The sequence below is a fragment of the Rathayibacter sp. VKM Ac-2856 genome (assembly GCF_013205055.1).
Classification (GTDB): domain Bacteria; phylum Actinomycetota; class Actinomycetes; order Actinomycetales; family Microbacteriaceae; genus Rathayibacter.
In genome coordinates this window covers 628,603-653,498 of the sequence record NZ_JABMLF010000001.1, presented here as the reverse complement: position 1 = coordinate 653,498, position 24,896 = coordinate 628,603, and the positions used below count along the sequence as shown (strand labels likewise).

Sequence of the window (24,896 nt, the reverse complement as noted above, 5' to 3'; positions counted from 1 at the left end):
TGCTAGGCGGCGTGCTCGTCGATGAAGGCGCGGGCGGCGTCGAGGTCGTCGGGGGTCTTGATCGCGAGGGTGGGCAGGCCTTTGAGGCCGCGCTTGGCGAGGCCCACGAGGGCGCCGGCCGGGGCCAGCTCGATCAGGCCGGTGACGCCCGCCTCGGCGAAGGCCGCCATGCAGAGGTCCCAGCGGACGGGGGAGGCGACCTGGCCGACGAGCAGCTCGAGGAAGCGGGAACCGGAGTCGACGACCGAGCCGTCGCGGTTCGTCCAGAGGCGCAGCGTCGGGTCGGCCGGGGTGATCGCGGCGGCGACGTCGCCGAGGGCGTCCCGGGCGGGCGCCATGTAGCGGGTGTGGAACGCGCCGGCGACCTGGAGGGGGACGACGCGGGTGCCGCGGACGGGCTCGTCCTTCAGCGCCTGGAGGGCGTCGACCGCGCCGGCGACGACGATCTGGCCGCCGCCGTTGTAGTTGGCGGGCTCGAGGCCGAGCTCGTCGAGGCGGGCGAGCAGCGCCTGCTCGTCGCCGCCGAGCACGGCGCTCATCGCGGTGGGCGTCGCGGCGGCCGCGGCGGCCATGGCGCGGGCGCGCTCCCGCACGAAGACGAGGGCGTCGGGCTCGGAGAGGACTCCGGCTCCGGCCGCGGCGGTGATCTCGCCGACCGAGTGGCCGGCGATGCCCGCGATGCGGTCGCGACGGCCGCCCTCGAGCAGCGCGGCCAGGCTGACGAGCCCGGCGGAGACGATCAGCGGCTGGGCGACCGCGGTGTCGCGGATGGTGTCCGCGTCCGAGACGGTGCCGTGGGCGGCGAGGTCGATGCCGACCGCCTCCGAGTGCGCGGCCACCTGCTCGGCGACCGAGGGGACGGCGAGCCAGGGCTCGAGGAATCCGGGGGTCTGGGAGCCCTGACCCGGGGCGACGACGACGATCACGCTTTCAGTCTTCCGATCCGCGCCGGTTCGTGCGGCGCTCTGAGGTACTGACAATCCACAAGGAGCTTGTGGCGGTTCTACAACAGGTCTCCCTGAGGGCGACGGCTCACTTGCGCGTCGGACGGCGGCGGACCGCTCCGTCCGGATCGCTCATCGAGCCGAGGATGAGGGCGGACTGGAGGATGAGCGCCTCGCGGGCGCCCGTCGCGTCCCAGCCGATCACCTCCGCCACCCGCTTGAGGCGGTAGCGGACGGTGTTGGGGTGCACGAAGAGCTCGCGGGCGGTCGCCTCGAGGGAGCGGCCGTTGTCGAGGTAGGCCCACAGGGTGGTGAGCAGCTCGGTCGAGTGCTTCTGCAGCGGCTTGTAGATCTGGGTGATCAGGCTCTGCCGGGCGAGCGGATCGCCGGCGAGGGCGCGCTCGGGCAGCAGGTCGTCCGCGTTCACCGGTCGCGGGGCGTTGCGCCAGGAGCGCGCGACCGCGAAGCCGGCGAGGGCGGCGCGGGCGCTGCGCGACGCCTCCACGAGCGTCGGCACCTCGTGGCCGAGGACCAGGTGTCCGGAGCCGAAGCCGGGCTCGAGCGCGTTCGCGATCTCGAGGAAGGCGACGGGCGGGCCGGTCTCCTCGGTCGCGTTCTCGCTCGGCTCGGCGCGGCCGATGACGAGCACGAGTCGGCTGCCCTGCACGCCGATCAGCACGTCGGCGCTCATGTGCCGGGCGGTGCGGCGGAGCTGGTCGACGTCGAGCATCTTGGGCGCGGTGCCCACGAGCACCGCGACCTCGCCGTGGCCGTGCCAGCCGAGGGCCGCGATGCGGCTCGGCAACTCGTCGTCGGCCTCGCCCGTGAGGATCGAGTCGACGACGAGCGCCTCGAGGCGCGCGTCCCAGAGGCCGCGCGCCTCCGCCGCCCGGGCGTAGACGTCGGCCGCCGCGAAGGCGATCTCGCGCGAGTAGAGCAGGATCGCCTCGCGCAGGTCCTCGCCGCGGTTGGTGATCCGCTCCTCGACCACCTCGACGGTGACCTTGATCAGCTGGAGCGTCTGGGTCAGCGAGACGGAGCGGAGCAGCTCCCGCGGAGCGGCCCCGAACACGTCGGCGGCGATCCAGGGCGTCGCCGAGGGGTCGTCGAACCAGGAGATGAACGAGGTGATGCCGGCCTGCGCGACCATGCCGACGGCGGAGCGCCGGCCCGGCGGCATGCTGCCGTACCAGGGCAGCGTGTCCTCGAGCTTCTTGATGGTCTGCGTGGACAGCTCGCCCGAGAGGGTCCGCAGCCAGGCGAGGGTCTGCTCCTTCGTGCGCGGAGCGCCCGGCCGGGTGGCCGGACGCTCCGCGGAGGAGGCAGTGCCCCGTGTCGTCGACTGCGCGTCGTCGGAGGAGAGCACCGAGCCGTCCGTCAGCTCTCGCCGCCCGCGTTGCCGGTGGTGCCGGCGTTCACGTCGTGGAGGCTGTACTTCTGGATCGCCTGGGCGGAGAGCGAGGGGTCGACCTCGCCGCGCTTGGCGAGCAGCTGCAGCGTGCGCACCACGACCGACGGACCGTCGATCTTGAAGTGGCGACGAGCGGCCGCGCGGGTGTCCGAGAAGCCGAAGTCGTCCGCTCCGAGCGTCGCGAAGTCGCCCGGGATGAACTGGCGCAGCTGGTCCGGGACCTGGTGCGAGAAGTCCGACACGGCGACGAAGGGGCCCTTCGCGTCGGCGAGCTTCTGCGTCACGTAGGGGACCTGCGGCTCGTCCTCGGGATAGAGGAAGTTGTGGTGCTCGGCGTTGATGCCGTCGCGCCGCAGCTCGTTCCACGAGGTGACCGACCAGACGTCGGCCGACACTCCCCAGTCCTCGGCGAGGAGCTTCTGCGCCTCGATCGCCCACGGCACGGCGACGCCGGACGCGAGCAGCTGGGCCTTCGGGCCGTCCCACTGGCCCCAGGAGACGCGGTGGATGCCGCGGACGATGCCGTCCACGTCCACGTCCTCGGGCTCCTTGGGGTGCACGATCGGCTCGTTGTAGACCGTCACGTAGTACATGACGTTCGGGTCCGGGTGCTTCCCCCCGTACATGCGCTCGAGACCGGACTGCACGATGTGCGCGATCTCGTAGCTGTACGCCGGGTCGTAGCTGACGACGGCCGGGTTGGTGGCCGCGAGGATCGGCGAGTGGCCGTCCGCGTGCTGGAGGCCCTCACCGGTCAGCGTGGTGCGCCCGGCGGTCGCCGCGATCATGAAGCCGCGGGCCATCATGTCGCCCGCCGCCCAGATCGCGTCGGCCGTGCGCTGGAAGCCGAACATCGAGTAGAAGACGTAGACCGGGATGAGCGGCTCGCCCTGCGTCGAGTACGAGGTGCCGACCGCGGTGAACGCCGCGAGGGCGCCCGCCTCGTTGATGCCGACGTGCAGGATCTGGCCCTGCGGGCTCTCCTTGTAGGCCAGGAGCAGCTCGCGGTCGACCGACGTGTAGTGCTGGCCGCGCGGGTTGTAGATCTTCGCGTTCGGGAAGAACGCGTCCATGCCGAAGGTGCGGGCCTCGTCGGGGATGATCGGGACGACGCGGTTGCCGAAGTCCTTCGAGCGCAGGATGTCCTTCAGGATGCGGACGAACGCCATGGTGGTGGCGATCTCCTGCGTCCCGGAGCCCTTCTTGCCGATCTTGTAGGCCGAGTCGTCCGGCAGCGAGAGCTGCGTGTACTTCGAGCGGCGCTCGGGGAGGTAGCCGCCGAGCGCGCGGCGGCGCTCCTGCATGTACTCGATCGCCTCGTCGCCCTGACCGGGGTGGTAGTACGGCGGGAGGTAGGGGTTCTCCTCGAGCTGGGCGTCCGTGATCGGGATCCGCATGGTGTCGCGGAAGCCCTTCAGGTTGTCCAGGGTCATCTTCTTCATCTGGTGGGTCGCGTTGCGGCCCTCGAAGCTGCGGCCGAGACCGTAGCCCTTGATGGTGTGGGCGAGGATGACGGTCGGCTGGCCCTTGTGCTCGGTCGCGGCCTTCATCGCGGCGTAGATCTTGCGGTAGTCGTGACCACCGCGGCGAAGGCCCCAGATCTGCTCGTCGGTGTAGTCCTCGACCAGCTTCTTCGCGCGCTCGTCGCGGCCGAAGAAGTTCTCGCGGACGTAGGCGCCGTCCTCGGTCTTGAAGGTCTGGAAGTCGCCGTCGGGCGTCTTGTTCATCAGATCGAGCAGCGCGCCCTCGGTGTCGCGGGCGAGCAGGTCGTCCCACTCGCGGCCCCAGATGAGCTTGATGACGTTCCAGCCGGCGCCGCGGAAGAACGACTCCAGCTCCTGGACGATCTTGCCGTTGCCGCGGACCGGGCCGTCGAGGCGCTGCAGGTTGCAGTTGACGATGAAGTTCAGGTTGTCGAGGCCGTCGTTCGCGGCGACCTGGAGCTGACCGCGCGACTCGACCTCGTCCATCTCGCCGTCGCCGAGGAACGCCCAGACCTGCTGGTCGGAGGCGTCCTTGATGCCGCGGTTGGTGAGGTACTTGTTGGCCTGCGCCTGGTAGATCGCGTTGATCGGGCCGAGGCCCATCGACACGGTCGGGAACTGCCAGAACTCCGGCATGAGGCGCGGGTGCGGGTAGCTCGAGAGCCCGCCGCCCTGGTGCGACTTCTCCTGGCGGAACCCGTCGAGCTGGTGCTCGCTCAGGCGTCCCTCGAGGAAGGCGCGCGCGTAAGGGCCGGGGGAGGCGTGGCCCTGGATGAAGACCTGATCTCCGCCGCCCGGGTGGTCCTGGCCGCGGAAGAAGTGGTTGAAGCCGACCTCGTACAGCGAGGCGCTCGACGCGTAGGTCGAGATGTGCCCGCCGACGCCGATGCCGGGGCGCTGTGCGCGGTGCACGAGGATCGCCGCGTTCCAGCGGATCCAGGCGCGGTAGCGTCGCTCGACGTCCTCGTCACCGGGGAACTCGGGCTCGTTCTCGGCCGCGATGGTGTTGATGTAGTCCGTCGTCGGCACCATCGGAACGCCGAGGTGCAGCTCCTTGGAGCGCTTGAGGAGGCTGAGCATGACATCGCGTCCGCGACCCGCACCCCGCTCCTCGACGAGCGCGTCGAGCGACTCGTTCCACTCCGACGTTTCCTCGGGATCCGAGTCGACGTGTCCGACGGAATACGGGTCCTGATCGTTAACAGTCACCCTCGACCTCTCTCTGGGGGCAGATCGTGCCCGAGACATCACTCTCATGAAGCGGTGCGGATCCGCGCGCAGGATTCTCGGATGACGAGCGGCGCGCGGGCACCCGTGCAAGCCTAGCGATTCCGACCATGTGTGGCGATCCACGACGGAACCGCACAGGGCACTGTGGGATTTCTCCAGCGGAACCGCGTCCAGCGGCCGGGACGCAGCCTCCGACTGGAGCGCGAGGGGTGGGACACCGGGTTCCCTTGGCCGATCGGCAGAGCGGGTCTAGCATTGCCCCTCGTGCTCGCGCGACATTCGTGCGCATGGAAGGACATCGGACCGATGGCTCTCGAGAAGCTCACGCTGGCTCCCGACTTCGAACTCGCGAACCAGTACGGCGAGCGCATCCAGCTGGGCGACTTCCACGGGCGGCGCAACGTCGCCCTCGTCTTCTTCCCGCTCGCCTTCTCCGGCACCTGCACGGGCGAGTTCTGCGCGCTGCGCGAGAACCTGGCGCTGTTCGAGCACGCGGACGTCGAGCTGATCGGCATCTCGGTCGACTCGAAGCACACCCTGCGCGCCTGGGGCGAGAAGCAGGGCTACGACTTCACGCTGCTCTCCGACTTCTGGCCGCACGGCGACGTCGCGAAGCAGTACGGCGTCTTCCTCGAGCAGAAGGGCTACGCCACCCGGGCGACCTTCCTGATCGACAAGGCCGGCGTCATCCGCGAGACCTTCATCACCGCGCCCGGCGAGGCCCGCTCGATGGACGACTACCGCGCCTCGATCGACGCGCTCACGCCCGCTCACGCCTGACGCCCGTCCTCCTTCCGCGAGATGCCACTTGTGACCGCCTTCCACGGCGTGTCGCGTGCACAAGTGGCATCTCGCGGACTGCGGCCGTGCGTGCACACCGCAGGCGTCAGTTGAGGATGTTGACGGCTCGGGAGATGACGAGGGCGAGCAGGACGAAGCCGGTGACGCCCTCGAGGGCCATCAGCAGCTTCGCGCGGCTCGAGAGCGGCATGGTGTCGGTCGGGCTGAAGGCCATCGTGTTCGTCGTCGACAGGTAGAGGTAGTCGACGAAGCCGGGGCGCCAGTCGGATTTCTCTGACGAGGTGATCGCCACCTCCGGAGCGGCGTCGCGGAACGCGTCCTGCGGGAAGGCGAAGTCGGCGGACGGCAGCTCTGTGCGCTCGAGCGTCCCGCGCGCGACGGGGCCGCCGCGGTCGAGCTCCCAGTAGATCAGCGCGTAGGCGACGACGTTCGTCACCCAGACCTGCAGTGCGGTGAGCAGCAGCAGCGGTCCGTCGGCCGATCCGTCGACGAGGTCGACCACCACCCGCACGACGTTGACCTGGTTCGCCGCGGCGAGCACGACGGCGAGCGTGATCGACACCCCGCGGGACCAGCGGGTCTCGGTGTCCAGGCGCCGCGGGTTGACGACGAAGAGCGGGATCAGCAGCGCGAGCGTGAGGACGGCCGCGCCGATCCGGACGGCCGCGGTGCCGGGGTCGTGCCCGACGAGGTTGAGTGCGACGGCGACGAGGATCGCCGCGGAGGCCGGCCAGCGGCTCTCGGCCCGGCGCCGTGCGCGGGAGTCGTCGCTGTCCGCCATCCCGCGAGAGTAGCGGCGCTCGCGCTCCCGTGAGGGGACGCGGACAGGGCTCCGGGCGGCCGGGGGAGCCCCGCCCGCGTCCGGTCGCGGCGCGGGCGGTGTCGTAGGATCGTCCCGATCGTCCGCGGCCCGGCCGCGACGGGGGCCTTTAGCTCAGTTGGTAGAGCGCCACGTTTACACCGTGGATGTCATCGGTTCGAGCCCGGTAGGGCCCACCTCGGTACCCCGCTGGAGCAGCGCGCTCGGCGGGAGCAGCGGGCTCAGCGGGACTGGCGGCGCTTGTAGGGCTTGGGCTGGCCCTTGACGATCGGGGCGCGGCCGGTGCCCTTGGAGGCCTTGGCCTTGCCGCCCGCCTTGGGCGCCTCCTCCGGCTCGTCGCCGAGCGCGGCGAGCTCCTCGCGGGCCGAGGCGAGGCGCTGGCGTCCGGCGGCGGTGAGGGTGGTCGCCGCGGCGCCCGGCTCGAAGAGGGGGCGGCCGAGGTCGAGCTCGACGGCGGCGACGGAGGAGTCGAGCTTCTTGCGGGAGATGCCGAGCTTCTCGGCGGCGCGCACGAAGTGGAGCTCCTCGGCGACGGCCACGAAGTGACGCAGCTGGCTGATCTTCATGGGGAACCCTTCGCGACCGCTCGCTGCGGCCGCCTCCACCCTAGGCGGACACCGCTCCCGCGCCGACCCGGGCACCGGCGCTACGCGGAGGGCGTCAGCCGCTGGTCGCCGACGACGCCGAGCAGGCGCAGGGCCTCGGCGGCGGCGGGGGAGCCGGCCCGTGGGGTGAGCACCAGCAGCACCTGGGCCTGGTTCTCGGTGAAGAGCGCCTGGCAGTCGACGTCGATCTCGCCGACCTCCGGGTGTTGGAGGGTCTTGCGGTCCTCGAAGCGGGCCGTGACCTCCTGCAGCTCCCAGTACCGGCGGAACTCCCCGCTCCGCTCGAGCAGCGACGCGATGATCCGCGCGGCCAGCGGGTCCGCGTCGGGGGAGGCGGCGGCGAAGCGCAGCTGGGCCGTCTGCATCCGCCCCTGATGCTCGTGATCGCGCTCGGGATAGCTGCGGCGGGCGGCCTCGGGACGCGCGAACCAGCGGTGGATGCCGCTGCGGTCGAGCCCGGTCCAGCCCGCGTCGTCGCCGAACAGGGCGCGGGCGAGACGATTCTGCACGAGGGTCTCGCCGAGCTCGGTGATGACGAGCGCCGGGGTGTCCTCGAGCCGGTCGAGCACGCGGAGCAGGCCGGGCGAGACGTGCTCATCGCGCCGGTGCCGCGCGGGCGGGGTCTGGCCGGCGAGGCGGAAGAGGTGGTCGCGCTCGTCCAGGTCGAGGCGGAGCCCGCGGGCGATCGCGGTGAGCATCTGCTCGGACGGCTGCGGGCCGCGCTGCTGCTCGAGCCGGGACCAGTAGTCGGCGGACATGCCGACGGTCGAGGCGATCTCCTCGCGACGGAGGCCGGCCGTGCGGCGGCGCGCTCCGGGCGGCATCCCGACGTCGGACGGCTGCAGCCGCTCGCGTCGACCGCGGAGGAACTCGGCGAGCGCAGGTCTGTCCATGCGCTCATCCTGCCGCGCCGGGCGATCCGCGGACCAGGGAGCGGCGGTCCCTGGATCGTCCAGCCCTTCCTGCGATCACCGCACCGGACGACTCTGGCATCGGCCGGGTACGACAGCCCCGGCCGACGAAGGAGACGACATGAAGACCACGGGACGCACGATCCTGATCACCGGCGCGACCTCCGGCATCGGCAAGGGCCTGGCCGAGCGCTTCCTCGATGCGGGCAACCGCGTCGTCGTCGGCGGGCGCCGCCGGGAGCTGCTGGACGAGTTCACGGCGGCGCACCCCGGCACGGCGTCGGTCGTCGTCGACGTCGCCGACCCGGAGTCGATCTCCGCCGCGGTCGACACCGTCACCCGCGAGCACCCGGGCCTCGACGTCGTCGTCACGATGGCGGGCATCATGCTGCCGGAAGACCTCCGAGACCCTGGTCACCTCGCCACGGCCGAGTCGATCATCGAGACCAACCTGCTCGGGACGATCCGCACGCTGACCGCGTTCACCCCGTGGATCGCCGGGAAGGCCGACGGAGTGCTGATGACGGTGTCCTCGGGTCTCGCCTTCGTGCCGCTGCCGGCGACGCCGACCTACAGCGCGACCAAGGCCGCGGTGCACTCCTACACGCAGAGCCTCCGCGTGCAGCTCGCCCAGACCCCGGTGCAGGTCATCGAGCTGGTGCCGCCGGCCGTGCAGACGACGCTGATGGGGCAGCAGGACGACCCGAGCGCCCTGCCGCTGGCCGATTACCTCGACGAGACGATGCGGATCCTGATGGAGCAGCCGGAGGTGGAGGAGGTGCTGGTGGACCGCGTGCGCTTCCTCCGCGACGCCGAGGCCGAGGGGCGCCACGCGGACGTGCTGGCGCTGCTCGGCGGCCGGCACTGAGGTCGGCGGGCGCTGCGGTCGGGCGGACGGATCGAGCCGGCGTCCGGCCAGGTGGCCTGACGTTCGCCGCCGCCCGCCCGCTGTTCGGCGACTGTTCTCCGTCAGACGTTGCGCGGGAGCGCTCTCACGCCTACCCTCACGCTCGTGGCCGGAACCCGAAGCCGACCGCGGAGGAGGCCAGTGTGGGCGAGCTCGTCTACAGCGGTGTCGCATCGATCGACGGGTTCACCGTCGACGAGACCGGGGATTTCCGCTGGGCCACGCCCCGCCCCGAGGTGCACCGCTTCATCAACGAGACCGAGGCCGGAGTGGGCACGTACCTCTACGGCCGCCGGATCTACGAGACCATGCGCGGCTGGGACGCGGGCTACGCGCTCGCCGAGCAGTTCGCCTTCATCGACGACTTCCAGGAGATGTGGCGGGCGGCGGACAAGGTCGTCTACTCGAGGACCCTGCCCGCCGTCCGCACCCGGCGCACCCGGCTGGAGCGGGCGTTCGACCCCGCGGCGGTGGCGGAGGAGGTCCGCGCCTCTCCGCACGACGTGTCCGTCGGCGGGGCGACGCTCGGCGCCCAGGCGCTGCTGGCCGGCATCGTCGACGAGATCCGCTGGTACGTCGCGCCGATCGTGGTCGGCGGAGGGACGCCCTTCCTCCCGCAGGGGCTCCGGAGCCGCCTCGAGCTCCGGCAGCAGCGGTGCTTCGGCGACGGGACCGTGTTCCTCCGCTACGGCGTGAAGCGCTGAGGCCGGTCCTCTCCGCCGCCGGTCAGGCGGCGGCCTCGTCCGCGCCGACCAGCGCCGCGATCCGGGCGGCGATCCGCGCTCCCTGCGCCCGCCCGGCCTGCGCGGCGGCGGGGCGCACCTCGGGATCGAGCGAGTTCGGTCCGAAGGCGGCGATCGAGGCCTCGTCCGCGTAGACGACCTCGACCCGGGAGCCGGCGAGGGCGTCGAGCTCGGCCGTCGGCAGGGTGCCGACGCCCGGCGAGCCGATCCCGGACATCGGGGTGATGACGAGCACCCAGTCGGCGCCCGCGGCGAGGTCGGCGTTGCTGCCCGAGCGCACGCCGCCGTCCATGTAGCGGACGCCGTCGATGCTCACCGGCGGCCAGACGCCGGGCACGGCGCAGCTCGCGGCGATGGCGTCGACGAGGCCGACGCCGCTCGTGCGGTCGAAGACCTGGAGCGCGCCGGTGGCGGTGTCGATGGCGGTGATGAGGAGGCGCTGCTCCGGCCAGTCCGCGTCGGCGACCCGCGCGGCGATCACGTCGCGGCGGGACTCCTCGGACAGCGTCGCCGTCTCGAGGGCGAGCGCGCCGATGCGGCGCCGGGCGTCCTCCGGGGACGTCGCACCCTCGATCGCGGCGGCGTACATCGCCTGCAGGCGCTCGACGTCGACGACGGCGCCGATCTCGGCGGACTCCTCGCGCAGCTGCGACGCGTAGGCCTCGTCGAGCCCGACGGAGGTGCTCAGCTGCGAGGCGACCGCGGATCCGGCGGACGTGCCGATCAGCGTGGTCGAGGGGTCGAGGAGGAGGCGCGCGGCGGCAGGGGAGGCGTCGCTGAGGCCGCGGACGATGCCGAGCTCCCAGGCGATTCCGGCGAGGCCGCCTCCGGCGAGGACGAGGGCTCCGGGCATGGGTGGTCCTTTCGATGGTGCGGTCGGGATCACTGCCAGCGTGGCCTCCGAGGCTGGGAGACGCCGACAGGGGAGGTGATCGAGCGGTCAGGCTCGGGCGGCCGCGATCGCGTCCGCGGCGAGGCGCACCGAGCTCTCGCGGTCGCGGAGCCAGAGCGGCACCGAGTGCACGCGCAGACCGGTGCCGTCCAGCGCGGCGACCGCCGCCGCGTCCTCCTCGCCGACGAGCCAGGCGTCGAGCAGTCCGCCGCCCGAGCGCGCGCCGTAGTGCCGGCCCACCGCCTCCGCCGAAGTCTCGACGCCGATGGCGGGCAGGCAGTGGTCCGCCATGCCGCGCACCACCGCGCCGCCGATGATCGGCGAGACGCCGACGACGGGGGCGGACGTGGTGCGCACCGCGTCGGCGAGGCCGGGCACGCCGAGGATCGTGCCGATCGACACCACCGGGTTCGACGGGGCGATCAGCACGGCGTCGGTGTCGGCGATCGCCTCGAGCACGCCCGGGGCGGGGCGCGCCTCCTCGACGCCCTGCTGCACGAAGCGGCGGGCGGGCACCGAGGCGCGCAGCCGCACCCACCACTCCTCGAAGTGCAGCAGCCGCACGCCCTCGCCGGGGAGCTCGACCTCGACGTGGGTCTCGACGTCGGAGTCGGACATCGGCAGCAGGCGGACGCCGAGCGGCCAGCGCGCGGTGATCCGCTCGGTCGCCTGGGTCAGGGTGAGGCCGTCGCGGAGCATCGAGGTGCGGGCGAGGTGCGTGCCGATGTCGAGGTCGCCGAGGGTGAACCAGGGCCAGCCGACGCCGAAGGCGGTGAGCTCGGCCGAGACGCGCTCGCTCTCGCCGGCCCGGCCCCAGCCGCGCTCGGTGTCGTTCACCCCGGCGAGCGCGTAGGTGAGCGAGTCGAGGTCGGGGCAGACCTTGAGACCGGTGAGCCACATGTCGTCGCCGGTGTTGGCGACGACCGTGATCTCGGAGTGACCGCCACCGGCCGCCTCGAGATCGCGCAGGTGCTCGCGCACCGCGGAGGTGAAACGGGCGCCGCCGACGCCGCCGGCCAGGATCGTGATGCGCATCCGTCGACGCTACCGCGGTCGGTCGCACGGTGCGGATTCCGAACCCACGAGGCCTTAATGCTGCGGATCCGCGCCGGAAACACCCGGGAAACGTCGAAGGACGACGATGACACCCTGTCCGGCGAGCGGAGCGGAGGCGGTCATTGCCTTCGGCCCGATCGCGGACCACAGTGAGACCACGGCCCTTCGGCCCCGCCTCCCGCCCCGCGGGTGCCCCTGGCGGAGCCGGGACCGGGCCGGCCGAAGCATGGAGGTACCGATGACCATCGTCCGCGCAGCGATCACCCAGACCACGTGGACCGGCGACAAGGAGTCGATGCTCGACAAGCACGAGCAGTTCGCCCGCGACGCCGCCGCCCAGGGAGCGCAGATCGTCTGCTTCCAGGAGCTGTTCTACGGTCCGTACTTCGGGATCACCGAGGACAAGAAGTACTACCGCTACGCCGAGCCGGCCGACGGCCCGATCGTGCAGCGCTTCGCCGCGCTGGCGAAGGAGCTCGGCACGGTGATGATCCTGCCGATCTACGAGGAGGACATCACCGGGGTCTACTACAACACCGCCGTGGTGGTGGACGCCGGCGGGACGATCCTCGGCAAGTACCGCAAGCACCACATCCCGCACCTCGACCGCTTCTGGGAGAAGTTCTACTTCCGTCCCGGCAACCTCGGCTACCCGGTGTTCGACACCGCCGTCGGCAAGGTCGGCGTCTACATCTGCTACGACCGGCACTTCCCGGAGGGCTGGCGCGAGCTGGGCCTCAACGGCGCGCACATGGTGTTCAACCCGAATGCGACGAAGCCCGGTCTGTCGAACCGGCTCTGGGAGGTGGAGGGCCCGGCCGCCGCGGTCGCGAACGGCTACTTCGTGCTCCAGCCCAACCGGGTCGGCCGCGAGGACAACGAGTACGGCGAGCTCGCCGTCGACTTCTACGGGACGAGCCAGGTGATCGACCCGCGCGGGAACTTCGTCGGCGAGCGCGGCTCGGGCGAGAGCGAGGAGATCCTGATCCGCGATCTCGAGCTCGACATGGTGCAGCAGATGCGCGACGACTGGCAGTTCTACCGGGACCGCCGTCCGGACTCGTACACGAGCATCCCGAAGCCCTGACCGCGAAGCCCTGACAGCAGAAGCACCGACCGCGCGACCGCCGCAGCACCGGAACCACCGAGGAGCATCGATGAAGACCCTCATCACGAACGGAACGGTCGTCAACGCGACCGGCACCGCCACCGCCGACGTCCTGATCGACGGCGAGACCATCGCCGCGGTGCTCGCGCCCGGCTCGACGCTGCTGGGCTTCGACCTGGCCGCGAACGTCGACCGCGTCATCGACGCGAGCGGCAAGTACGTCATCCCGGGCGGGATCGACGCGCACACGCACATGGAGATGCCGTTCGGCGGCACCTTCGCCTCGGACACCTTCGAGACCGGCACCCGGGCCGCGGCCTGGGGCGGGACGACCTCGATCGTCGACTTCGTGGTGCAGTATCCGGGCGAGAGCGTCGTCGACCGCTACCAGGCCTGGCAGGAGAAGGCGGCCGGGAACTGCGCGATCGACTACGGCTTCCACCAGATCCTGTCGGACGTGCAGGACTCGTCGCTGGTCGCGATGGACGAGCTGATGGACGAGGGGGTCACCAGCTTCAAGCTCTTCATGGCCTACAAGGGCGTGTTCCTCTCGGACGACGGGCAGATCCTCCGCGCGTTCCAGAAGGGCGCCTCGAACGGCGCGATGATGATGATGCACGCCGAGAACGGCGCGATCATCGACGAGCTGGTGAAGCAGTCGCTCGCCGCCGGCAACACCTCTCCGTACTTCCACGGCACCTCGCGGCCGTGGCAGGCGGAGGAGGAGGCGACGCACCGGGCGATCATGATCGCGGACCTCACCGGCGCTCCGCTCTACATCGTGCACGTCTCGGCGAAGCAGGCGGTGGAGCAGATCGCGCAGGCCCGCGACCGCGGGATGAACGTCTTCGGCGAGACCTGCCCGCAGTACCTCTACCTCTCGCTCGAGGAGCAGCTGGGCGCGCCGGGCTTCGAGGGCGCGAAGTGGGTGTGCTCGACTCCGCTGCGCTCGAAGGCGGAGGGGCACCAGCACCACATGTGGCAGTCGCTGCGGACCAACGACATCCAGATGGTCTCCACCGACCACTGCCCCTTCTGCATGAAGGGCCAGAAGGACATGGGCGTCGGCGACTTCTCCAAGATCCCGAACGGCATCGGCTCGGTCGAGCACCGGATGGACCTGATGTACCAGGGCGTCGTGTCCGGGCAGATCTCGCTGCCGCGCTGGGTCGAGCTCACCTCGACCACTCCGGCGCGGATGTTCGGGATGTACGGCAAGAAGGGCGTGATCCAGCCCGGTGCCGACGGCGACGTGGTCGTCTACGACCCGAGCGGGCACACCTCGATCGGCATCGGCGAGGGCCGCAGCCACCACATGAACATGGACTACTCCGCCTGGGAGGGCTTCGAGATCGACGGGCACGTCGACACCGTGATCTCCCGCGGCAAGGTCGTCGTCGACGACGGGGACTACATCGGCACCGCCGGCGACGGCAAGTACATCAAGCGCGGTCTCTCGCAGTATCTGATCTGACCCGACGTCCCCCTCTTCCCACCGCAACGAAGGAACCCGCATGGACTTCGGAGTCGTCCTCCAGACCAACCCGCCCGCCTCGCGCACCGTCGCGCTCGCCGTCCTCGCCGAGACCTACGGCTTCGACTACGCGTGGACGTTCGACTCGCACCTGCTCTGGCAGGAGCCGTACGTCATCTACTCGCAGATCCTCGAGAAGACCCACCGGATCACCGTCGGCCCGATGGTGACCAACCCGGCGACCCGCGACTGGACCGTCATCGCCTCGCTGCACGCGACGCTCAACGAGATGTACGGCAACCGCACCGTCTGCGGCATCGGCCGCGGCGACTCCGCGGTCCGCGTGACCGGCGGAGCGCCGACCACGCTGAAGACGCTGCGCGAGTCGATCCACGTCATCCGCGAGCTCGCGAACAGCCGCTCCGTCGAGTACAACGGCTCGACGCTGCAGTTCCCGTGGAGCCGCGGCTCCTCGCTCGAGATGTGGGTCGCCGCCTACGGGCCGCTCGCGCTCAAGCTGGCGGGGGAGGTGGGCGACGGGTTCATCCTGCAGCTCGCCGACCCGGACATCGCGCGCTGGATGATCCGGACCGTCAAGGACGCGGCGGCGAACGTCGGCCGCGATCCCGAGTCGCTGCAGTTCTGCGTGGCCGCGCCGATGTACATCGGCACCGACCGCGCGCACATGTACGACCAGTGCCGCTGGTTCGGCGGGATGGTCGGCAACCACGTCGCCGACATCGTCGGCCGCTACGGCACGAGCGGCGCCGTGCCCCAGGCGCTGACCGACTACATCGCCGGTCGCGAGGGCTACGACTACAACGAGCACGGGCGCGCGGGCAACTCGCACACCGCGTTCGTCCCCGACGAGATCGTCGAGCGCTTCTGCGTCCTCGGCACCGCCGACGAGCACATCGCGAAGCTGACGGCGCTCGCCGAGATCGGCGTCACACAGTTCGCCGGCTACCTGCAGCACGACAACAAGGAGGAGACGCTGCGCGTGTACGGCGAGCGCGTCATCCCGGCCCTCGGCCCGCACATCGTGGCGAAGGCATGAGGTCGCCGGCCGCGACGCGCGGGGTCCTGCTCGGCGCGGCCGGGCTGCTCCTGCTCGCGGTGCTCTGGGAGGTCTACAAGGCCCTCGGACCCGAGACGGGCGTCGTCATCCAGGGCGTCACCGTGCTCCCGCGCACCAGCGCCATCGCGATGCCGCACCTGTGGGAGATCGCGGGCCGGCTCGCGGAGCCGGTGACCGGTGCGCGGGGCGCGCCGCCGCTCTGGCTCGCGGTGCTGCAGGCGAGCGCCTTCTCGCTCGGGGTCGCGGCCGTGGGCTGGGTCGTCGGCGTGGTCGTCGGGCTGCTGCTCGCGGTGCTGATGCAGCGCTTCCGGACGGCCGAGTCGGCGGTGCTGCCGTGGATCGTGCTGAGCCAGACGGTGCCGCTGATCGCGATCGCGCCGCTGGTGCGCCGCTGGGGCTCGCAGCTCGAGCTCGGCGCGCTGACCTGGGAGAACTGGATGTCGGTCGCGCTGATCGCCTCCTACCTCGCCTTCTTCCCGGTCTCGATCGGGGCGCTGCGCGGGCTCGGCTCGCCCTCGGCGCACCAGGTCGAGCTGATGCACGTCTACGGGGTCGGCTGGTGGAAGACGCTGCTGCGGCTCCGGCTGCCCGCGAGCGTGCCGTTCCTCCTCCCGGCGCTCCGGCTCGGCTCCGTCAGCGCCGTGATCGGCACCGTCGTCGCCGAGGTCTCGATCGGCCTGCGCGGCGGCATCGGCCGCATGATCATCGAGTTCGCCTCCTCCGCGGGAGGCGATCCCGCCAAGCCGTGGGCGCCGATCCTGGGCGCGGTGCTGGTGGGTCTCGCGGCCGCCGGCGCCGTCGCGCTGATCGGCACCGCGCTCCGTCCGTTCCGCAGAGGGGAGCAGCCCGCATGAGCGCTGCCGAGCAGGCCGTCGTCGTCGACTCCGTCACGAAGACGTTCACCACGACGAAGTCCGCGAGCGTCACCGCGCTCGACACCGTGTCGCTCGAGATCGCGGCGGGGGAGTTCGTCTCGCTGATCGGACCCTCAGGCTGCGGCAAGTCGACGCTGCTGCGCCTGATCGCCGACCTGGACGAGCCGACCTCGGGTGCGATCACCGTCTTCGGCAAGACCGCCCGGCGGGCCCGCCTCGACCAGGAGTACGGCATCGCGTTCCAGCAGGCGGGGCTCCTGCCGTGGCGGAGCATCCGCGCGAACATCGCGCTGCCGCTCGAGCTGCACGGCGTCGCCACCGCGGCCCGCCGCTCCCGCGTCGACGAGCTGCTGGCGCTCGTGGGGCTCGGCGACTTCGCCGACTCGTACCCGGATCAGCTGTCCGGTGGCATGCAGCAGCGGGTCGCGATCGCCCGGGCGCTCGCCGAGAGCCCGCGGCTGCTGCTGATGGACGAGCCCTTCGGCGCCCTGGACGAGATGACGCGCGAGCGAATGCAGACCGAGCTGCTGCGCATCCGGAGCGAGACCGGAGCCGCGGTGGTGTTCGTCACGCACTCGATCCCGGAGGCGGTGTTCCTCTCCGACCGCGTCGTGGTGATGTCGCCCCGGCCCGGGCGGATCCGCGACGTGCTGCGGATCGCGCTGCCCGACTCCTCCGAGCGCGTGGCGGGCGTCCGGGAGGACGCCGCGTTCTTCGCCGACGTGAGCGCCGTGCGCGAGCTGCTGCACGGCGACGCGGCCGCGGTGCCGCGAGGGGTGGAGAACCGGTGAGCAGCCCCGCACTCGCCCGGGCGGTCCTCGCGCCGCTGGTGCTCGGCGTGCTGGCGCTGCTGGTCTGGCAGGTCGGCGTCACGGCGCTCGACGTGCAGCCGTTCGTGCTGCCCTCGCCGCTCGCGATCGGGGCGGAGTTCGCGCAGAACGCGGGCACGGTCCTCGCCGGGAGCCGGGTCACCGGCGGCAACGCGCTGATCGGCCTGATCGCCGGGGCGGTGCTCGCGGTGCTGGTCGCCGGGATGTCGGCGCTGGTGCGGGTCTTCGACGGTCTGGTGGCGGCGATCGTCGCCGCGGCGGCCGTGGTGCCGATCGTGGCGCTCGCTCCGGTGCTCTACACGATGTTCGGCGCCAACGTGGAGACGGCTCGGCAGCTGGTGGCGGCCCTCGCTGTCTTCGTGCCGGTGTACGTCAACACGCTGCGGGGGCTGCGCCAGGCGACACCCGTACACCGGGATCTGATGCGCGCCTATGCCGCGACGCCCTGGCAGACGGCGCGGACGATCACGCTGCCCGGGGCGGTGCCCTTCTTCTTCACGGGGCTGCGGATCGCCTCCTCGCTCGCCGTGATCTCGGCGCTGGTCGCCGAGTACTTCGGCGGGCCGATCGGCGGGCTCGGCAAGTCGATCACCTCCGCGGCGTCGGGCAGCGACTACGCGCTCGCCTACGCCTACGTGCTCGGGGCCGTGCTGGTCGGCCTCGTCTTCTACTGCGTCACCGCGGGGCTCGAGGTGCTCGCGCTGCGGCGCAGCCACGCGCGCTGAGGCGCGCCCCTCCGCTCCCGCCGGCTCGTGCCGGACGGGCTCCACGGCACCACCCGAACGCACCACCTGCTCCATCCGCACCTGCTCCATCCGCACTCGCTCCACCGCTCCATCCGCACCACGGCACTCCCGGCCCGCCCGGGCCGCATCCCGCACCGCCACAGCACCAGGAGGAACAGTGAACAGACGCACGCGCATCGCGATGACGACCACGGCAGGACTCGCCGCCATCGGCCTCGCGCTCACCGGCTGCAGCGCATCCGGCGACACCGGCTCCGGGGACTCGGGGGACTCCGGGGACCTCACCCCGGTCACCCTGCAGCTCCAGTGGGTCGCCCAGGCCCAGTTCGCCGGCTACTACGCCGCCGTCGACCAGGGCTACTACGAGGACGAGGGCCTCGACGTGACCATCGCCGAGGGGGGCGGCGACATCGTCCCGCAGGACGTCCTCGCCTCCGGAGACGCCGACTACGCGATCTCCTGGGTCCCGAAGGTGCTGGGCTCGATCGAGAACGGGGCGAACATCACCGACGTCGCCCAGATCTTCGAGCGCAGCGCCACCACGCAGATCTCGTTCAAGGACAAGGGCATCACCTCGCCCGCCGATCTCGCCGGCAAGCAGGTCGGCAGCTGGGGCTACGGCAACGAGTGGGAGCTCTTCGCCGGCATGCAGAAGGACGGCGTCGCGCTCGACGACATCTCGCTCGTGCAGCAGCAGTTCGACATGAACGGCTTCCTCGCGGGCGACATCGACGCCGCGCAGGCGATGACCTACAACGAGTACGCGCAGGTCCTCGAGTCGACGAATCCGGACACGGGCGAGCTGTACACGCCGGACGACCTGAACGTGATCAGCTGGAACGACGTCGGCACCGCGATGCTCCAGGACGCGATCTGGGCCGACGCGGACCGGCTCTCGAGCGACGACGCCTACGCCGAGCAGACCGTCGCCTTCATCAAGGCGTCGATCAAGGGCTGGATCTACGCGAAGGACGACCCGCAGGCGGCGGCGGACATCGTCACCGCGGCCGGCTCCACGCTCGGCACGAGCCACCAGCTCTGGATGACCAACGAGGTGAACAAGCTGATCTGGCCCTCGACGAACGGGGTCGGCATGATCGACGAGGCCGCCTGGGACCAGACGGTCGACATCGCGAAGACGACCGAGAACGAGACCGGCGCGACGATCATCAGCGACGACCCGCCGGAGACCGCCTACTCGAACGAGTACGTCGAGAAGGCGCTCGCCGAGCTCGCCGACGAGGGCGTCGACACCAGCGGCGCCGACTACGCGCCGATCGAGGTGACCCTGCAGGAGGGCGGGGCCTGACGAGTCGGGGCGTCGCTCTCGGCTCGCCGAGTCCCCGCCCCGCCCCATCCCGTCCCATCCCATCCCATCCCATCCCTCAAAAGTTGCGGTAGTCGCCTCCGACTACCGCAACTTTTGCGTGATCGCCTTCCGCTGCGTCGCGGCGACGGAGGCGGGACTCCGCGACTGCGCAGAAGTTGCGGTAGTCGATCCCGAGTACCGCAACTTGTGAGGAGTGGGCTCGGAACGGGACGGGCGGGACGGGGCGGGGCGGGATGGGGCGGGGCAGGGCCCGGCGGGATCCGCCGACCTCTGCCCGGGAGCGGGGCGGGGGACTAGGCTCGATCCTCGTGACTACTTTCAAGAAGACGCCGTTCACCGTGAACGTGCGCGACATCGTGAACCGCCCGGGGGAGATGCGCGAGCACCGTCTCGACCTCGACGCGCCGGAGGCCTTCGGCGAGGGCATCGTCGCCGTCCGCCAGGGCGCTCCGCTCGATCTCGACGTCCGCATCGAGTCGGTGCACGAGGGGATCCTGGCCAGCGTCCAGGTCTCCGCGGAGGCCGTCGGCGAGTGCAGTCGGTGCCTCACCGACATCTCCCTGCCTGTCGATGTCGAGTTCCAGGAACTTTTCGCGTACTCTTCTGACGAAGCTTTCGACTATGAGGTTCACGACGACCACGTGGATCTTGAACCTCTGGTCAGGGATGCGGTGGTGCTGTCGCTGCCGTTCCAGCCGGTGTGCCGGCCGGATTGTCCGGGCCTCGACCCTGTCACGGGGGAGCGGCTGGCCGATTCCTCCGCGTCCGAGCCCGAGGCGCCGCGCGACTCCAGGTGGGCCGCGCTCGCCGGGTTGGGCGAGTCGGGGACCGGTGGGGCCGCAGCGCCCGGAGCTTCCGCAGACAGTGGTGCCGGCGCCGAGCCGCGCACCGAGACCGACCCGCACTAGTACTGATCAGCACCGCACTGATCCGACCGAGGTAGAGAAGAGAGAATCATGGCTGTTCCCAAGAGGAAGAAGTCCCGCGCGAACACCCACGCTCGTCGTTCGCAGTGGAAGGCGGAGGTCCCGCCCCTGGTGAAGACCGTCGAGAACGGCAAGACCGTCTACAGCCTCCCGCACCGCGCCAAGGTCGTCGAGGACTCCGCGGGCACCGCGCTGTTCCTCGAGTACAAGGGCCGCAAGGTCGCGAACGTCTGATCCCGCCCCTTCGGCTCCGCGTCGCCCCGCGACACGAGCCGTGCGGTCCATGGTGAACCAGACCCCCGCAACACCCTCCAGCGACGACCGGTCGCGTCTGGAGGCCACGCTCGGCGTGAGCCTCGACGGTGAGCTCTTCGAGCTCGCCCTGACGCACCGGTCGTTCGCTTTCGAGCACGGCGGCATCCCGCACAACGAGCGTCTCGAGTTCCTCGGCGACTCGATCCTCGGGCAGGCCGTGACGGTCATGCTCTACACGGAGTACCCGGCGCTCAGCGAGGGCGACCTGGCGAAGCGCCGGGCGAGCCTCGTCTCGACCGTCGCGCTCGCCGAGATCGCCCGCGGCATCGGCCTGGGCGAGCACCTCCGCCTCGGCCGCGGCGAGGAGCTGACCGGCGGCCGCGACAAGTCGTCGATCCTGGCGGACACCGTCGAGGCGATCATCGGCGCCGTCTACCTCGGCACCGGGCCGGACGAGGCCCGCGATCTCGTGCTGCGGCTGATCGCCCCGCTGACCGCGGATCCGCTGCGCTTCGGCGTCTCGATGGACCCGAAGACGAGCCTGCAGGAGGCGGCGGCCGAGCGCGGCGCGCCCGCCCCGCGCTACGACATCGCCGCGACCGGGCCCGACCACAGCAAGGTCTTCGTCGCGACCGTCATCGTCGGCGGCCTCGTCACCGCTCGCGGCGAGGGGACCAGCAAGAAGGCGGCCGAGATGGCCGCCGCGCTCGACGCGTGGACGCGGCTGTCCGCGACGGCTCCCGGTGAGCCGGTGGCGCCCGCTTCTCCTGCTGCGCCCGCCGCGTCGATCGAGGACTGACCGTGCCCGAGCTGCCCGAGGTCGAGGTGGTGCGGGCCGGTCTCGCTCCCGCCGTCACCGGCTCGCTCGTCACGAGCGTCGAGATCGTCGACGAGCGCTCGCTCAAGCGCCACGTGCACCCGCTCGGCTCCTTCGAGGGGCTGCTGGTCGGGCGACGGCTGCGCGGCGCGGTGCGGCGCGGCAAGTTCCTCTGGCTGCCGGCCGGGCGCGACGAGGCGCTGCTCGTGCACCTCGGGATGAGCGGGCAGGTGCTGCTGCGGACGGCCGACGCGGCGCTCGCGAGACTGACCCGGATCCGGATCGGCATCGAGCATCCCGAGCACGGCGAGCTGGCGCTGCACTTCGTCGACCAGCGGATCTTCGGCTCGATGGCGATCGACACGCTCGCGCCGACCGCCGACGGCGCCCCCGGCGGCTTCGCGGGCGACGACGCGGTGGAGGGCGACTGGCTGCGCGCCGTGCCCTCGCAGGTCGCGCACATCGCCCGCGATCCGCTCGACCCGTTCTTCGACCTCTCCGGCGTCATCGCCGCGCTCGGCCGGCGGAGCAGCGGCATCAAGCGCGCCCTGCTCGATCAGACCCTGGTCAGCGGCATCGGCAACATCTACGCGGACGAATCGCTGTGGGCGGCGGAGCTGCACCCGGAGACGCCGAGCTCGTCGCTGACCGAGCCGCGGATCCGGCGCCTCTTCGCGGAGGTCCGCTCGGTGCTCGAGCGCGCCCTCGCCGAGGGCGGCACGAGCTTCGACGCCCAGTACGTCAACGTGAACGGCGCCTCCGGCTACTTCTCGCACAGCCTCAACGCCTACGGGCAGACCGGGAAGCCCTGCCCGCGCTGCGGCGAGCCGATCGTGCGCGTCCCGTTCATGAACCGCTCGTCGCACCTCTGCCCGCGCTGCCAGCGCGCCCCGCGCTGAAAAGATCGGCGGCCGCGAACCGGCTCCCACGTTCCGACCGACCGAACTCTGTCGCTCGTTGCACCCTCATAGCGATGAGGATGTGCCCCCCGAAGGGGTGCTCGTAGCGAGTCGCGGAAACGGTGGCGTGTAGGTTCTCCGTGCTCCGCCGGAAAGAGCGCGAGAACGGACGACCCGAAAGACGCCGCGATGCCCCTACTGCTTCTCATTCCGCTCCTCATCGCGGCTCCTCTCGTGGTCGCGGTGACGACGCGCAATCCCTGGGCTGCCCTCCTCGCATTCCTTGTGATGTTCGTGGTCAATCGACTCGTGCGGGTCCTGCGGAAGAACCGCTACTTCGCCTCCGAGCACTTCCAGGCGATCAAGGCGGCGAACGCCTCCCTGGTGGGTGAGCACAACGAGGTCGTCGGATATCTGGACGAGATCCGCGCAAGCGGAGCGTTCGAACTCGGCTCCTCCACGAGTGGACAGCACGCGCATCTGGCGTCCTTCGAGAACAACTCCTCCTGGAACTACCGCCGGGATCGGAACGTCGCGACCTATGCGCCCCATATCCACCACGCCTCCCTTCAAGTCGTCCGCAACGCGTCCGCGGACCCGATCAAGTACCTGATGAAGTACTTCTCGGTGCGAGCCGATCACGAGACTCTCAGCGACGTCCAGCGGGTCGCGAACGACATCGCCCGGCTCGAGGCGGCGGTCGGCAATGTGCACGAGCGCGAAGTGGAGATCGTGTCGAGGACGGCCCCGCCGAAGTTCATCAGGAAGCACTACACGCAGGAGTTCTGGGATCAGGTCGGGGCTCGTCTGTCGCCGCTCCAGGTGCCCTATCCGCGCTACTCCTTCGACTACGTCTCGGCGGGCGGCAACAGCGCTCAATCGACCAAGATCGTTCTCGATACGCCGACGCTGGAGGCGCTCTCCGAGACTCTCGCGGAGAAGATCCGCCGAGCGAAGTCTGCGGCAGGACAGCGAGCTCTGATGACGTCGAGACTTCGACGCTTCATCAAGTCCAGGGACAACGAGACCTGCAGGAAGTGCGGCATCTCGACGATGGCCGAACCGCACCTGCTGCTCGAGGTCGACCACATCATGCCGCTCTCTCGCGGCGGCCTGAGCGTGCCCGACAATCTTCAGACTCTGTGCTGGCGCTGCAACAGGAGCAAAGGCGCGAGGATCGGCGTGTGATGACCCGAGGAGCCGGCGGACGCTCGATCGCGCGAGCGCTCAGCGGGCCGCGGTGACGACCGCCTCGAGTCGCGGCCGGATCGATTCGGCCATCATGCTGATCTCCCGTTGAGCGATGCCGGTCGCTCGGGCGGACTCCTCCCAGGGAGCAAGTGACTCGGCGATGCGGATCATTCGCTCACGGCCTTCCTGCGCCGAGAGGCTGAATCCCTCGGCGAGCGCGATCAGCGCCTCCGCTTCGTCGGGCGGTGCATCGGCTCCCATGATCGAAGTGGAACGAGCGCGCCACGGGTCGGGATTCGGATTCACGTCGAACGACGGACTGAGCCTCCATGCGCCGCGCTCGGCGAGGAAGCCGTGATTCCGGAGGTGGTCGTCGGTGTTTCCGAGCGCCACGTTCGCGACGACGCGGTCGAAGAGCTCGTGATGGTCTGCGCGCGGCGAGAAGGAGAGATCGCGGATGGAGTCGGACAGTTCGGCGTAGTCCCGGTGGTCACCGTCGAAGCCGCCCAGGGCGGTCATCGCGCTGATGTAGCCGATCCGCAGGCCGTTCTCCGTGCGGTCGAACCGACGCAGGATCAGGACGCTTCGCCCTCCCACGCGGCTGAGTCTCCGGTGCGGCGTGCGGACACCCGCGCGATCCAGCAGATCCAGGGCGGTCGACTCCCAGGCCATGACGTCCCATTCGTCGCTTCCGTGCGGGAATTTCGCGATCGCCAGCGAGCCGTCCTCGAGGCGCACCGACGCCTTCGGTCGCGCTCCACCCAGACCGGTCGTCCCCGTGTCGAGAAGCTGCTTGACCGCTCGGGTCGGGTCCTCGTCGGCGGAGACGTCGTCTGCAGCCCGCAGGAGCGTCGGCAGGGACAGCAGCGGGGGAACAGTCGAGGGCTCCCCGACGAACGCTTCGCTGCCGGAGACGCGGTAGCGGAGTGCACCCTGGCGGGTGTCGTCACTCACGCCGAGGAGGAAGTCGACGTCGTCGAGGCGGCGAGGTGCGCGGCCCTCCTCGCGCGCGCGGATCCGCTCGGCCTTCTCGACGAGGTTCCGTCCCCAGCGGTCCGGGGCGCTGTCCGAGAAGGCGCGGACGAGGCCGGTCTGGTGCTGCGCGCCGCTCACCAGGGGCAGCGCGGGATCGATGCTCGTTCCTCCGCTGACCAGGTAGTCGGCGTCGTAGAGGAAGGTGGTCGAGACCTCGCCGCGGGTGCGGGTGAAGTGCGCTCGACCGACCAGCAGGGAGCGGCCGTCCTCGTCAGCGAGGACGTCCACGGTGGTCATCGGGCGCGCTTCTTGGTCAGGCGACCGGCGCGCAGTCGGCCGATGTCACTGGCGAGGGGATCCGCGGCAGCGATCGTCTGGTCGAGCACGCCGAGTGCGCGGAGGACCTGAGCGACGCTTCCGAAGCGGACGCCGGGGTCACCTGCCTCGATCTTGTGCACTGTCGCGCGAGTGATGCCGGCGCGCTCCGCGACCTGCTGGGCGGTCAGGCCCAGCACCATCCGCCAGCCGCGGACGTGCTCACCGAGCTCCGTGAGCTGCGTGTCGATCCGGTAGCCGGTCATCCTGATC

Annotated in this window: 25 protein-coding genes and 1 tRNA gene; 16 read left to right on the top strand and 10 right to left on the bottom strand. The window is 70.9% G+C overall.

Going from position 1 to position 24,896, the window contains the following annotated elements:
* Nucleotides 1–2: 2 nt before the first annotated feature.
* The 3 genes from HQQ82_RS03060 to aceE all read right to left on the bottom strand — a co-directional run bounded on the left by HQQ82_RS03060 (nucleotide 3) and on the right by aceE (nucleotide 5,048).
* Nucleotides 3–926 (bottom strand): ACP S-malonyltransferase, encoded by a 924-nt coding sequence (locus HQQ82_RS03060; RefSeq protein ID WP_173231598.1) that lies wholly within the window; start codon nucleotides 924–926, stop codon nucleotides 3–5.
* 106 nt (nucleotides 927–1,032) lie between these two features.
* Nucleotides 1,033–2,199 carry a CdaR family transcriptional regulator gene (locus tag HQQ82_RS03055; protein WP_173232301.1) on the bottom strand — a complete coding sequence of 389 codons (1,167 nt, stop codon included), beginning with the start codon at nucleotides 2,197–2,199 and terminating at the stop codon, nucleotides 1,033–1,035.
* A 122-nt stretch (nucleotides 2,200–2,321) separates the two neighbouring features.
* Nucleotides 2,322–5,048 (bottom strand): pyruvate dehydrogenase (acetyl-transferring), homodimeric type, encoded by a 2,727-nt coding sequence (gene aceE / locus HQQ82_RS03050; protein ID WP_173231597.1) that lies wholly within the window; start codon nucleotides 5,046–5,048, stop codon nucleotides 2,322–2,324.
* Nucleotides 5,049–5,375: 327 nt separating this feature from the next.
* Here aceE and HQQ82_RS03045 point away from each other — a divergent pair, with 327 nt between their 5' ends.
* Nucleotides 5,376–5,849, top strand: coding sequence for a peroxiredoxin (locus HQQ82_RS03045; protein ID WP_173231596.1), 474 nt, complete (start codon nucleotides 5,376–5,378; stop codon nucleotides 5,847–5,849).
* 106 nt (nucleotides 5,850–5,955) lie between these two features.
* Here HQQ82_RS03045 and HQQ82_RS03040 read toward each other — a convergent pair whose 3' ends face one another.
* Nucleotides 5,956–6,651 (bottom strand): DUF1345 domain-containing protein, encoded by a 696-nt coding sequence (locus HQQ82_RS03040; protein WP_173231595.1) that lies wholly within the window; start codon nucleotides 6,649–6,651, stop codon nucleotides 5,956–5,958.
* A gap of 142 nt (nucleotides 6,652–6,793) precedes the next feature.
* Here HQQ82_RS03040 and HQQ82_RS03035 point away from each other — a divergent pair.
* Nucleotides 6,794–6,866: transfer RNA gene (locus tag HQQ82_RS03035), tRNA-Val, on the top strand.
* A gap of 45 nt (nucleotides 6,867–6,911) precedes the next feature.
* Here the strand turns inward: HQQ82_RS03035 and HQQ82_RS03030 are convergent.
* The gene (locus HQQ82_RS03030; RefSeq protein ID WP_173231594.1) at nucleotides 6,912–7,256 is read right to left on the bottom strand and encodes a LysR family transcriptional regulator; all 345 of its coding nucleotides are present in this window, start codon (nucleotides 7,254–7,256) and stop codon (nucleotides 6,912–6,914) included.
* An 80-nt stretch (nucleotides 7,257–7,336) separates the two neighbouring features.
* Nucleotides 7,337–8,188, bottom strand: coding sequence for a helix-turn-helix transcriptional regulator (locus tag HQQ82_RS03025; RefSeq protein ID WP_173231593.1), 852 nt, complete (start codon nucleotides 8,186–8,188; stop codon nucleotides 7,337–7,339).
* A gap of 139 nt (nucleotides 8,189–8,327) precedes the next feature.
* On the opposite strand from HQQ82_RS03025, the gene HQQ82_RS03020 reads away from it, so the two are divergent.
* Nucleotides 8,328–9,074, top strand: coding sequence for an SDR family oxidoreductase (locus HQQ82_RS03020; RefSeq protein WP_173231592.1), 747 nt, complete (start codon nucleotides 8,328–8,330; stop codon nucleotides 9,072–9,074).
* A 182-nt stretch (nucleotides 9,075–9,256) separates the two neighbouring features.
* Nucleotides 9,257–9,817 carry a dihydrofolate reductase family protein gene (locus tag HQQ82_RS03015; protein WP_173231591.1) on the top strand — a complete coding sequence of 187 codons (561 nt, stop codon included), beginning with the start codon at nucleotides 9,257–9,259 and terminating at the stop codon, nucleotides 9,815–9,817.
* 22 nt (nucleotides 9,818–9,839) lie between these two features.
* On the opposite strand, the gene HQQ82_RS03010 is transcribed toward HQQ82_RS03015, so the two are convergent.
* Together HQQ82_RS03010 and cofD are read right to left on the bottom strand one after the other, a co-directional pair.
* Nucleotides 9,840–10,709, bottom strand: a complete 870-nt coding sequence (locus HQQ82_RS03010; protein ID WP_173231590.1) for a patatin-like phospholipase family protein — start codon at nucleotides 10,707–10,709, stop codon at nucleotides 9,840–9,842.
* A gap of 87 nt (nucleotides 10,710–10,796) precedes the next feature.
* A complete protein-coding gene (cofD, locus tag HQQ82_RS03005) occupies nucleotides 10,797–11,783 on the bottom strand; it encodes a 2-phospho-L-lactate transferase (RefSeq protein WP_173231589.1) in 987 nt (328 codons plus the stop codon).
* Nucleotides 11,784–12,042: 259 nt separating this feature from the next.
* On the opposite strand from cofD, the gene HQQ82_RS03000 reads away from it, so the two are divergent.
* The 12 genes from HQQ82_RS03000 to HQQ82_RS02945 all read left to right on the top strand — a co-directional run bounded on the left by HQQ82_RS03000 (nucleotide 12,043) and on the right by HQQ82_RS02945 (nucleotide 23,330).
* Nucleotides 12,043–12,891, top strand: coding sequence for a nitrilase-related carbon-nitrogen hydrolase (locus tag HQQ82_RS03000; protein WP_173231588.1), 849 nt, complete (start codon nucleotides 12,043–12,045; stop codon nucleotides 12,889–12,891).
* 70 nt (nucleotides 12,892–12,961) lie between these two features.
* Complete coding sequence (gene hydA, locus HQQ82_RS02995; RefSeq protein ID WP_173231587.1) at nucleotides 12,962–14,386, top strand: dihydropyrimidinase; 1,425 nt, start codon at nucleotides 12,962–12,964, stop codon at nucleotides 14,384–14,386.
* A 40-nt stretch (nucleotides 14,387–14,426) separates the two neighbouring features.
* Nucleotides 14,427–15,443 carry a TIGR03842 family LLM class F420-dependent oxidoreductase gene (locus HQQ82_RS02990; protein WP_173231586.1) on the top strand — a complete coding sequence of 339 codons (1,017 nt, stop codon included), beginning with the start codon at nucleotides 14,427–14,429 and terminating at the stop codon, nucleotides 15,441–15,443.
* On the top strand, nucleotides 15,440–16,318 hold the full coding sequence (locus HQQ82_RS02985) for an ABC transporter permease (protein WP_173231585.1): 879 nt from the start codon (nucleotides 15,440–15,442) through the stop codon (nucleotides 16,316–16,318). The genes HQQ82_RS02990 and HQQ82_RS02985 overlap by 4 nt, the downstream gene beginning before the upstream one ends.
* Nucleotides 16,315–17,130, top strand: coding sequence for an ABC transporter ATP-binding protein (locus HQQ82_RS02980; RefSeq protein ID WP_173231584.1), 816 nt, complete (start codon nucleotides 16,315–16,317; stop codon nucleotides 17,128–17,130). The genes HQQ82_RS02985 and HQQ82_RS02980 overlap by 4 nt, the downstream gene beginning before the upstream one ends.
* Nucleotides 17,127–17,894 (top strand): ABC transporter permease subunit, encoded by a 768-nt coding sequence (locus HQQ82_RS02975; RefSeq protein ID WP_173231583.1) that lies wholly within the window; start codon nucleotides 17,127–17,129, stop codon nucleotides 17,892–17,894. Before HQQ82_RS02980 ends, HQQ82_RS02975 begins: the two co-directional genes overlap by 4 nt.
* Before the next feature lie 202 nt (nucleotides 17,895–18,096).
* Nucleotides 18,097–19,224 carry an ABC transporter substrate-binding protein gene (locus HQQ82_RS02970; protein ID WP_173232300.1) on the top strand — a complete coding sequence of 376 codons (1,128 nt, stop codon included), beginning with the start codon at nucleotides 18,097–18,099 and terminating at the stop codon, nucleotides 19,222–19,224.
* 395 nt (nucleotides 19,225–19,619) lie between these two features.
* Nucleotides 19,620–20,153, top strand: a complete 534-nt coding sequence (locus tag HQQ82_RS02965) for a DUF177 domain-containing protein (protein ID WP_254071243.1) — start codon at nucleotides 19,620–19,622, stop codon at nucleotides 20,151–20,153.
* Nucleotides 20,154–20,201: 48 nt separating this feature from the next.
* The gene (rpmF, locus tag HQQ82_RS02960; protein WP_123445680.1) at nucleotides 20,202–20,405 is read left to right on the top strand and encodes a 50S ribosomal protein L32; all 204 of its coding nucleotides are present in this window, start codon (nucleotides 20,202–20,204) and stop codon (nucleotides 20,403–20,405) included.
* Nucleotides 20,406–20,454: 49 nt separating this feature from the next.
* Nucleotides 20,455–21,225, top strand: coding sequence for a ribonuclease III (rnc, locus tag HQQ82_RS02955; protein ID WP_173231581.1), 771 nt, complete (start codon nucleotides 20,455–20,457; stop codon nucleotides 21,223–21,225).
* Between the two features lie 2 nt (nucleotides 21,226–21,227).
* Nucleotides 21,228–22,142, top strand: a complete 915-nt coding sequence (gene mutM / locus HQQ82_RS02950; RefSeq protein ID WP_173231580.1) for a bifunctional DNA-formamidopyrimidine glycosylase/DNA-(apurinic or apyrimidinic site) lyase — start codon at nucleotides 21,228–21,230, stop codon at nucleotides 22,140–22,142.
* Nucleotides 22,143–22,331: 189 nt separating this feature from the next.
* Entirely contained in the window at nucleotides 22,332–23,330 is a 999-nt protein-coding gene (locus tag HQQ82_RS02945; protein ID WP_173231579.1) for an HNH endonuclease, read from the top strand.
* Nucleotides 23,331–23,369: 39 nt separating this feature from the next.
* Here the strand turns inward: HQQ82_RS02945 and HQQ82_RS02940 are convergent, their stop codons facing one another.
* On the bottom strand, nucleotides 23,370–24,605 hold the full coding sequence (locus HQQ82_RS02940) for a type II toxin-antitoxin system HipA family toxin (protein WP_173231578.1): 1,236 nt from the start codon (nucleotides 24,603–24,605) through the stop codon (nucleotides 23,370–23,372).
* Nucleotides 24,602–24,889 (bottom strand): helix-turn-helix domain-containing protein, encoded by a 288-nt coding sequence (locus HQQ82_RS02935; RefSeq protein ID WP_173231577.1) that lies wholly within the window; start codon nucleotides 24,887–24,889, stop codon nucleotides 24,602–24,604. The genes HQQ82_RS02940 and HQQ82_RS02935 overlap by 4 nt, the downstream gene beginning before the upstream one ends.
* Nucleotides 24,890–24,896: the final 7 nt, after the last annotated feature.

Excerpts from the sequence above, each read along its gene's own strand:
- HQQ82_RS03045 (WP_173231596.1), top strand. The coding sequence starts at position 5,376 with ATGGCTCTCGAGAAGCTCACGCTGGCTCCCGACTTCGAACTCGCGAAC.
- HQQ82_RS03040 (WP_173231595.1), bottom strand. The coding sequence starts at position 6,651 with ATGGCGGACAGCGACGACTCCCGCGCACGGCGCCGGGCCGAGAGCCGC.
- HQQ82_RS03030 (WP_173231594.1), bottom strand. The coding sequence starts at position 7,256 with ATGAAGATCAGCCAGCTGCGTCACTTCGTGGCCGTCGCCGAGGAGCTC.
- HQQ82_RS03025 (WP_173231593.1), bottom strand. The coding sequence starts at position 8,188 with ATGGACAGACCTGCGCTCGCCGAGTTCCTCCGCGGTCGACGCGAGCGG.
- HQQ82_RS03020 (WP_173231592.1), top strand. The coding sequence starts at position 8,328 with ATGAAGACCACGGGACGCACGATCCTGATCACCGGCGCGACCTCCGGC.
- HQQ82_RS03010 (WP_173231590.1), bottom strand. The coding sequence starts at position 10,709 with ATGCCCGGAGCCCTCGTCCTCGCCGGAGGCGGCCTCGCCGGAATCGCC.
- cofD (WP_173231589.1), bottom strand. The coding sequence starts at position 11,783 with ATGCGCATCACGATCCTGGCCGGCGGCGTCGGCGGCGCCCGTTTCACC.
- HQQ82_RS03000 (WP_173231588.1), top strand. The coding sequence starts at position 12,043 with ATGACCATCGTCCGCGCAGCGATCACCCAGACCACGTGGACCGGCGAC.
- hydA (WP_173231587.1), top strand. The coding sequence starts at position 12,962 with ATGAAGACCCTCATCACGAACGGAACGGTCGTCAACGCGACCGGCACC.
- HQQ82_RS02990 (WP_173231586.1), top strand. The coding sequence starts at position 14,427 with ATGGACTTCGGAGTCGTCCTCCAGACCAACCCGCCCGCCTCGCGCACC.
- HQQ82_RS02985 (WP_173231585.1), top strand. The coding sequence starts at position 15,440 with ATGAGGTCGCCGGCCGCGACGCGCGGGGTCCTGCTCGGCGCGGCCGGG.
- HQQ82_RS02980 (WP_173231584.1), top strand. The coding sequence starts at position 16,315 with ATGAGCGCTGCCGAGCAGGCCGTCGTCGTCGACTCCGTCACGAAGACG.
- HQQ82_RS02970 (WP_173232300.1), top strand. The coding sequence starts at position 18,097 with ATGACGACCACGGCAGGACTCGCCGCCATCGGCCTCGCGCTCACCGGC.
- HQQ82_RS02965 (WP_254071243.1), top strand. The coding sequence starts at position 19,620 with ATGCGCGAGCACCGTCTCGACCTCGACGCGCCGGAGGCCTTCGGCGAG.
- rpmF (WP_123445680.1), top strand. The coding sequence starts at position 20,202 with ATGGCTGTTCCCAAGAGGAAGAAGTCCCGCGCGAACACCCACGCTCGT.
- rnc (WP_173231581.1), top strand. The coding sequence starts at position 20,455 with ATGGTGAACCAGACCCCCGCAACACCCTCCAGCGACGACCGGTCGCGT.
- HQQ82_RS02945 (WP_173231579.1), top strand. The coding sequence starts at position 22,332 with ATGCCCCTACTGCTTCTCATTCCGCTCCTCATCGCGGCTCCTCTCGTG.
- HQQ82_RS02940 (WP_173231578.1), bottom strand. The coding sequence starts at position 24,605 with ATGACCACCGTGGACGTCCTCGCTGACGAGGACGGCCGCTCCCTGCTG.
- HQQ82_RS02935 (WP_173231577.1), bottom strand. The coding sequence starts at position 24,889 with ATGACCGGCTACCGGATCGACACGCAGCTCACGGAGCTCGGTGAGCAC.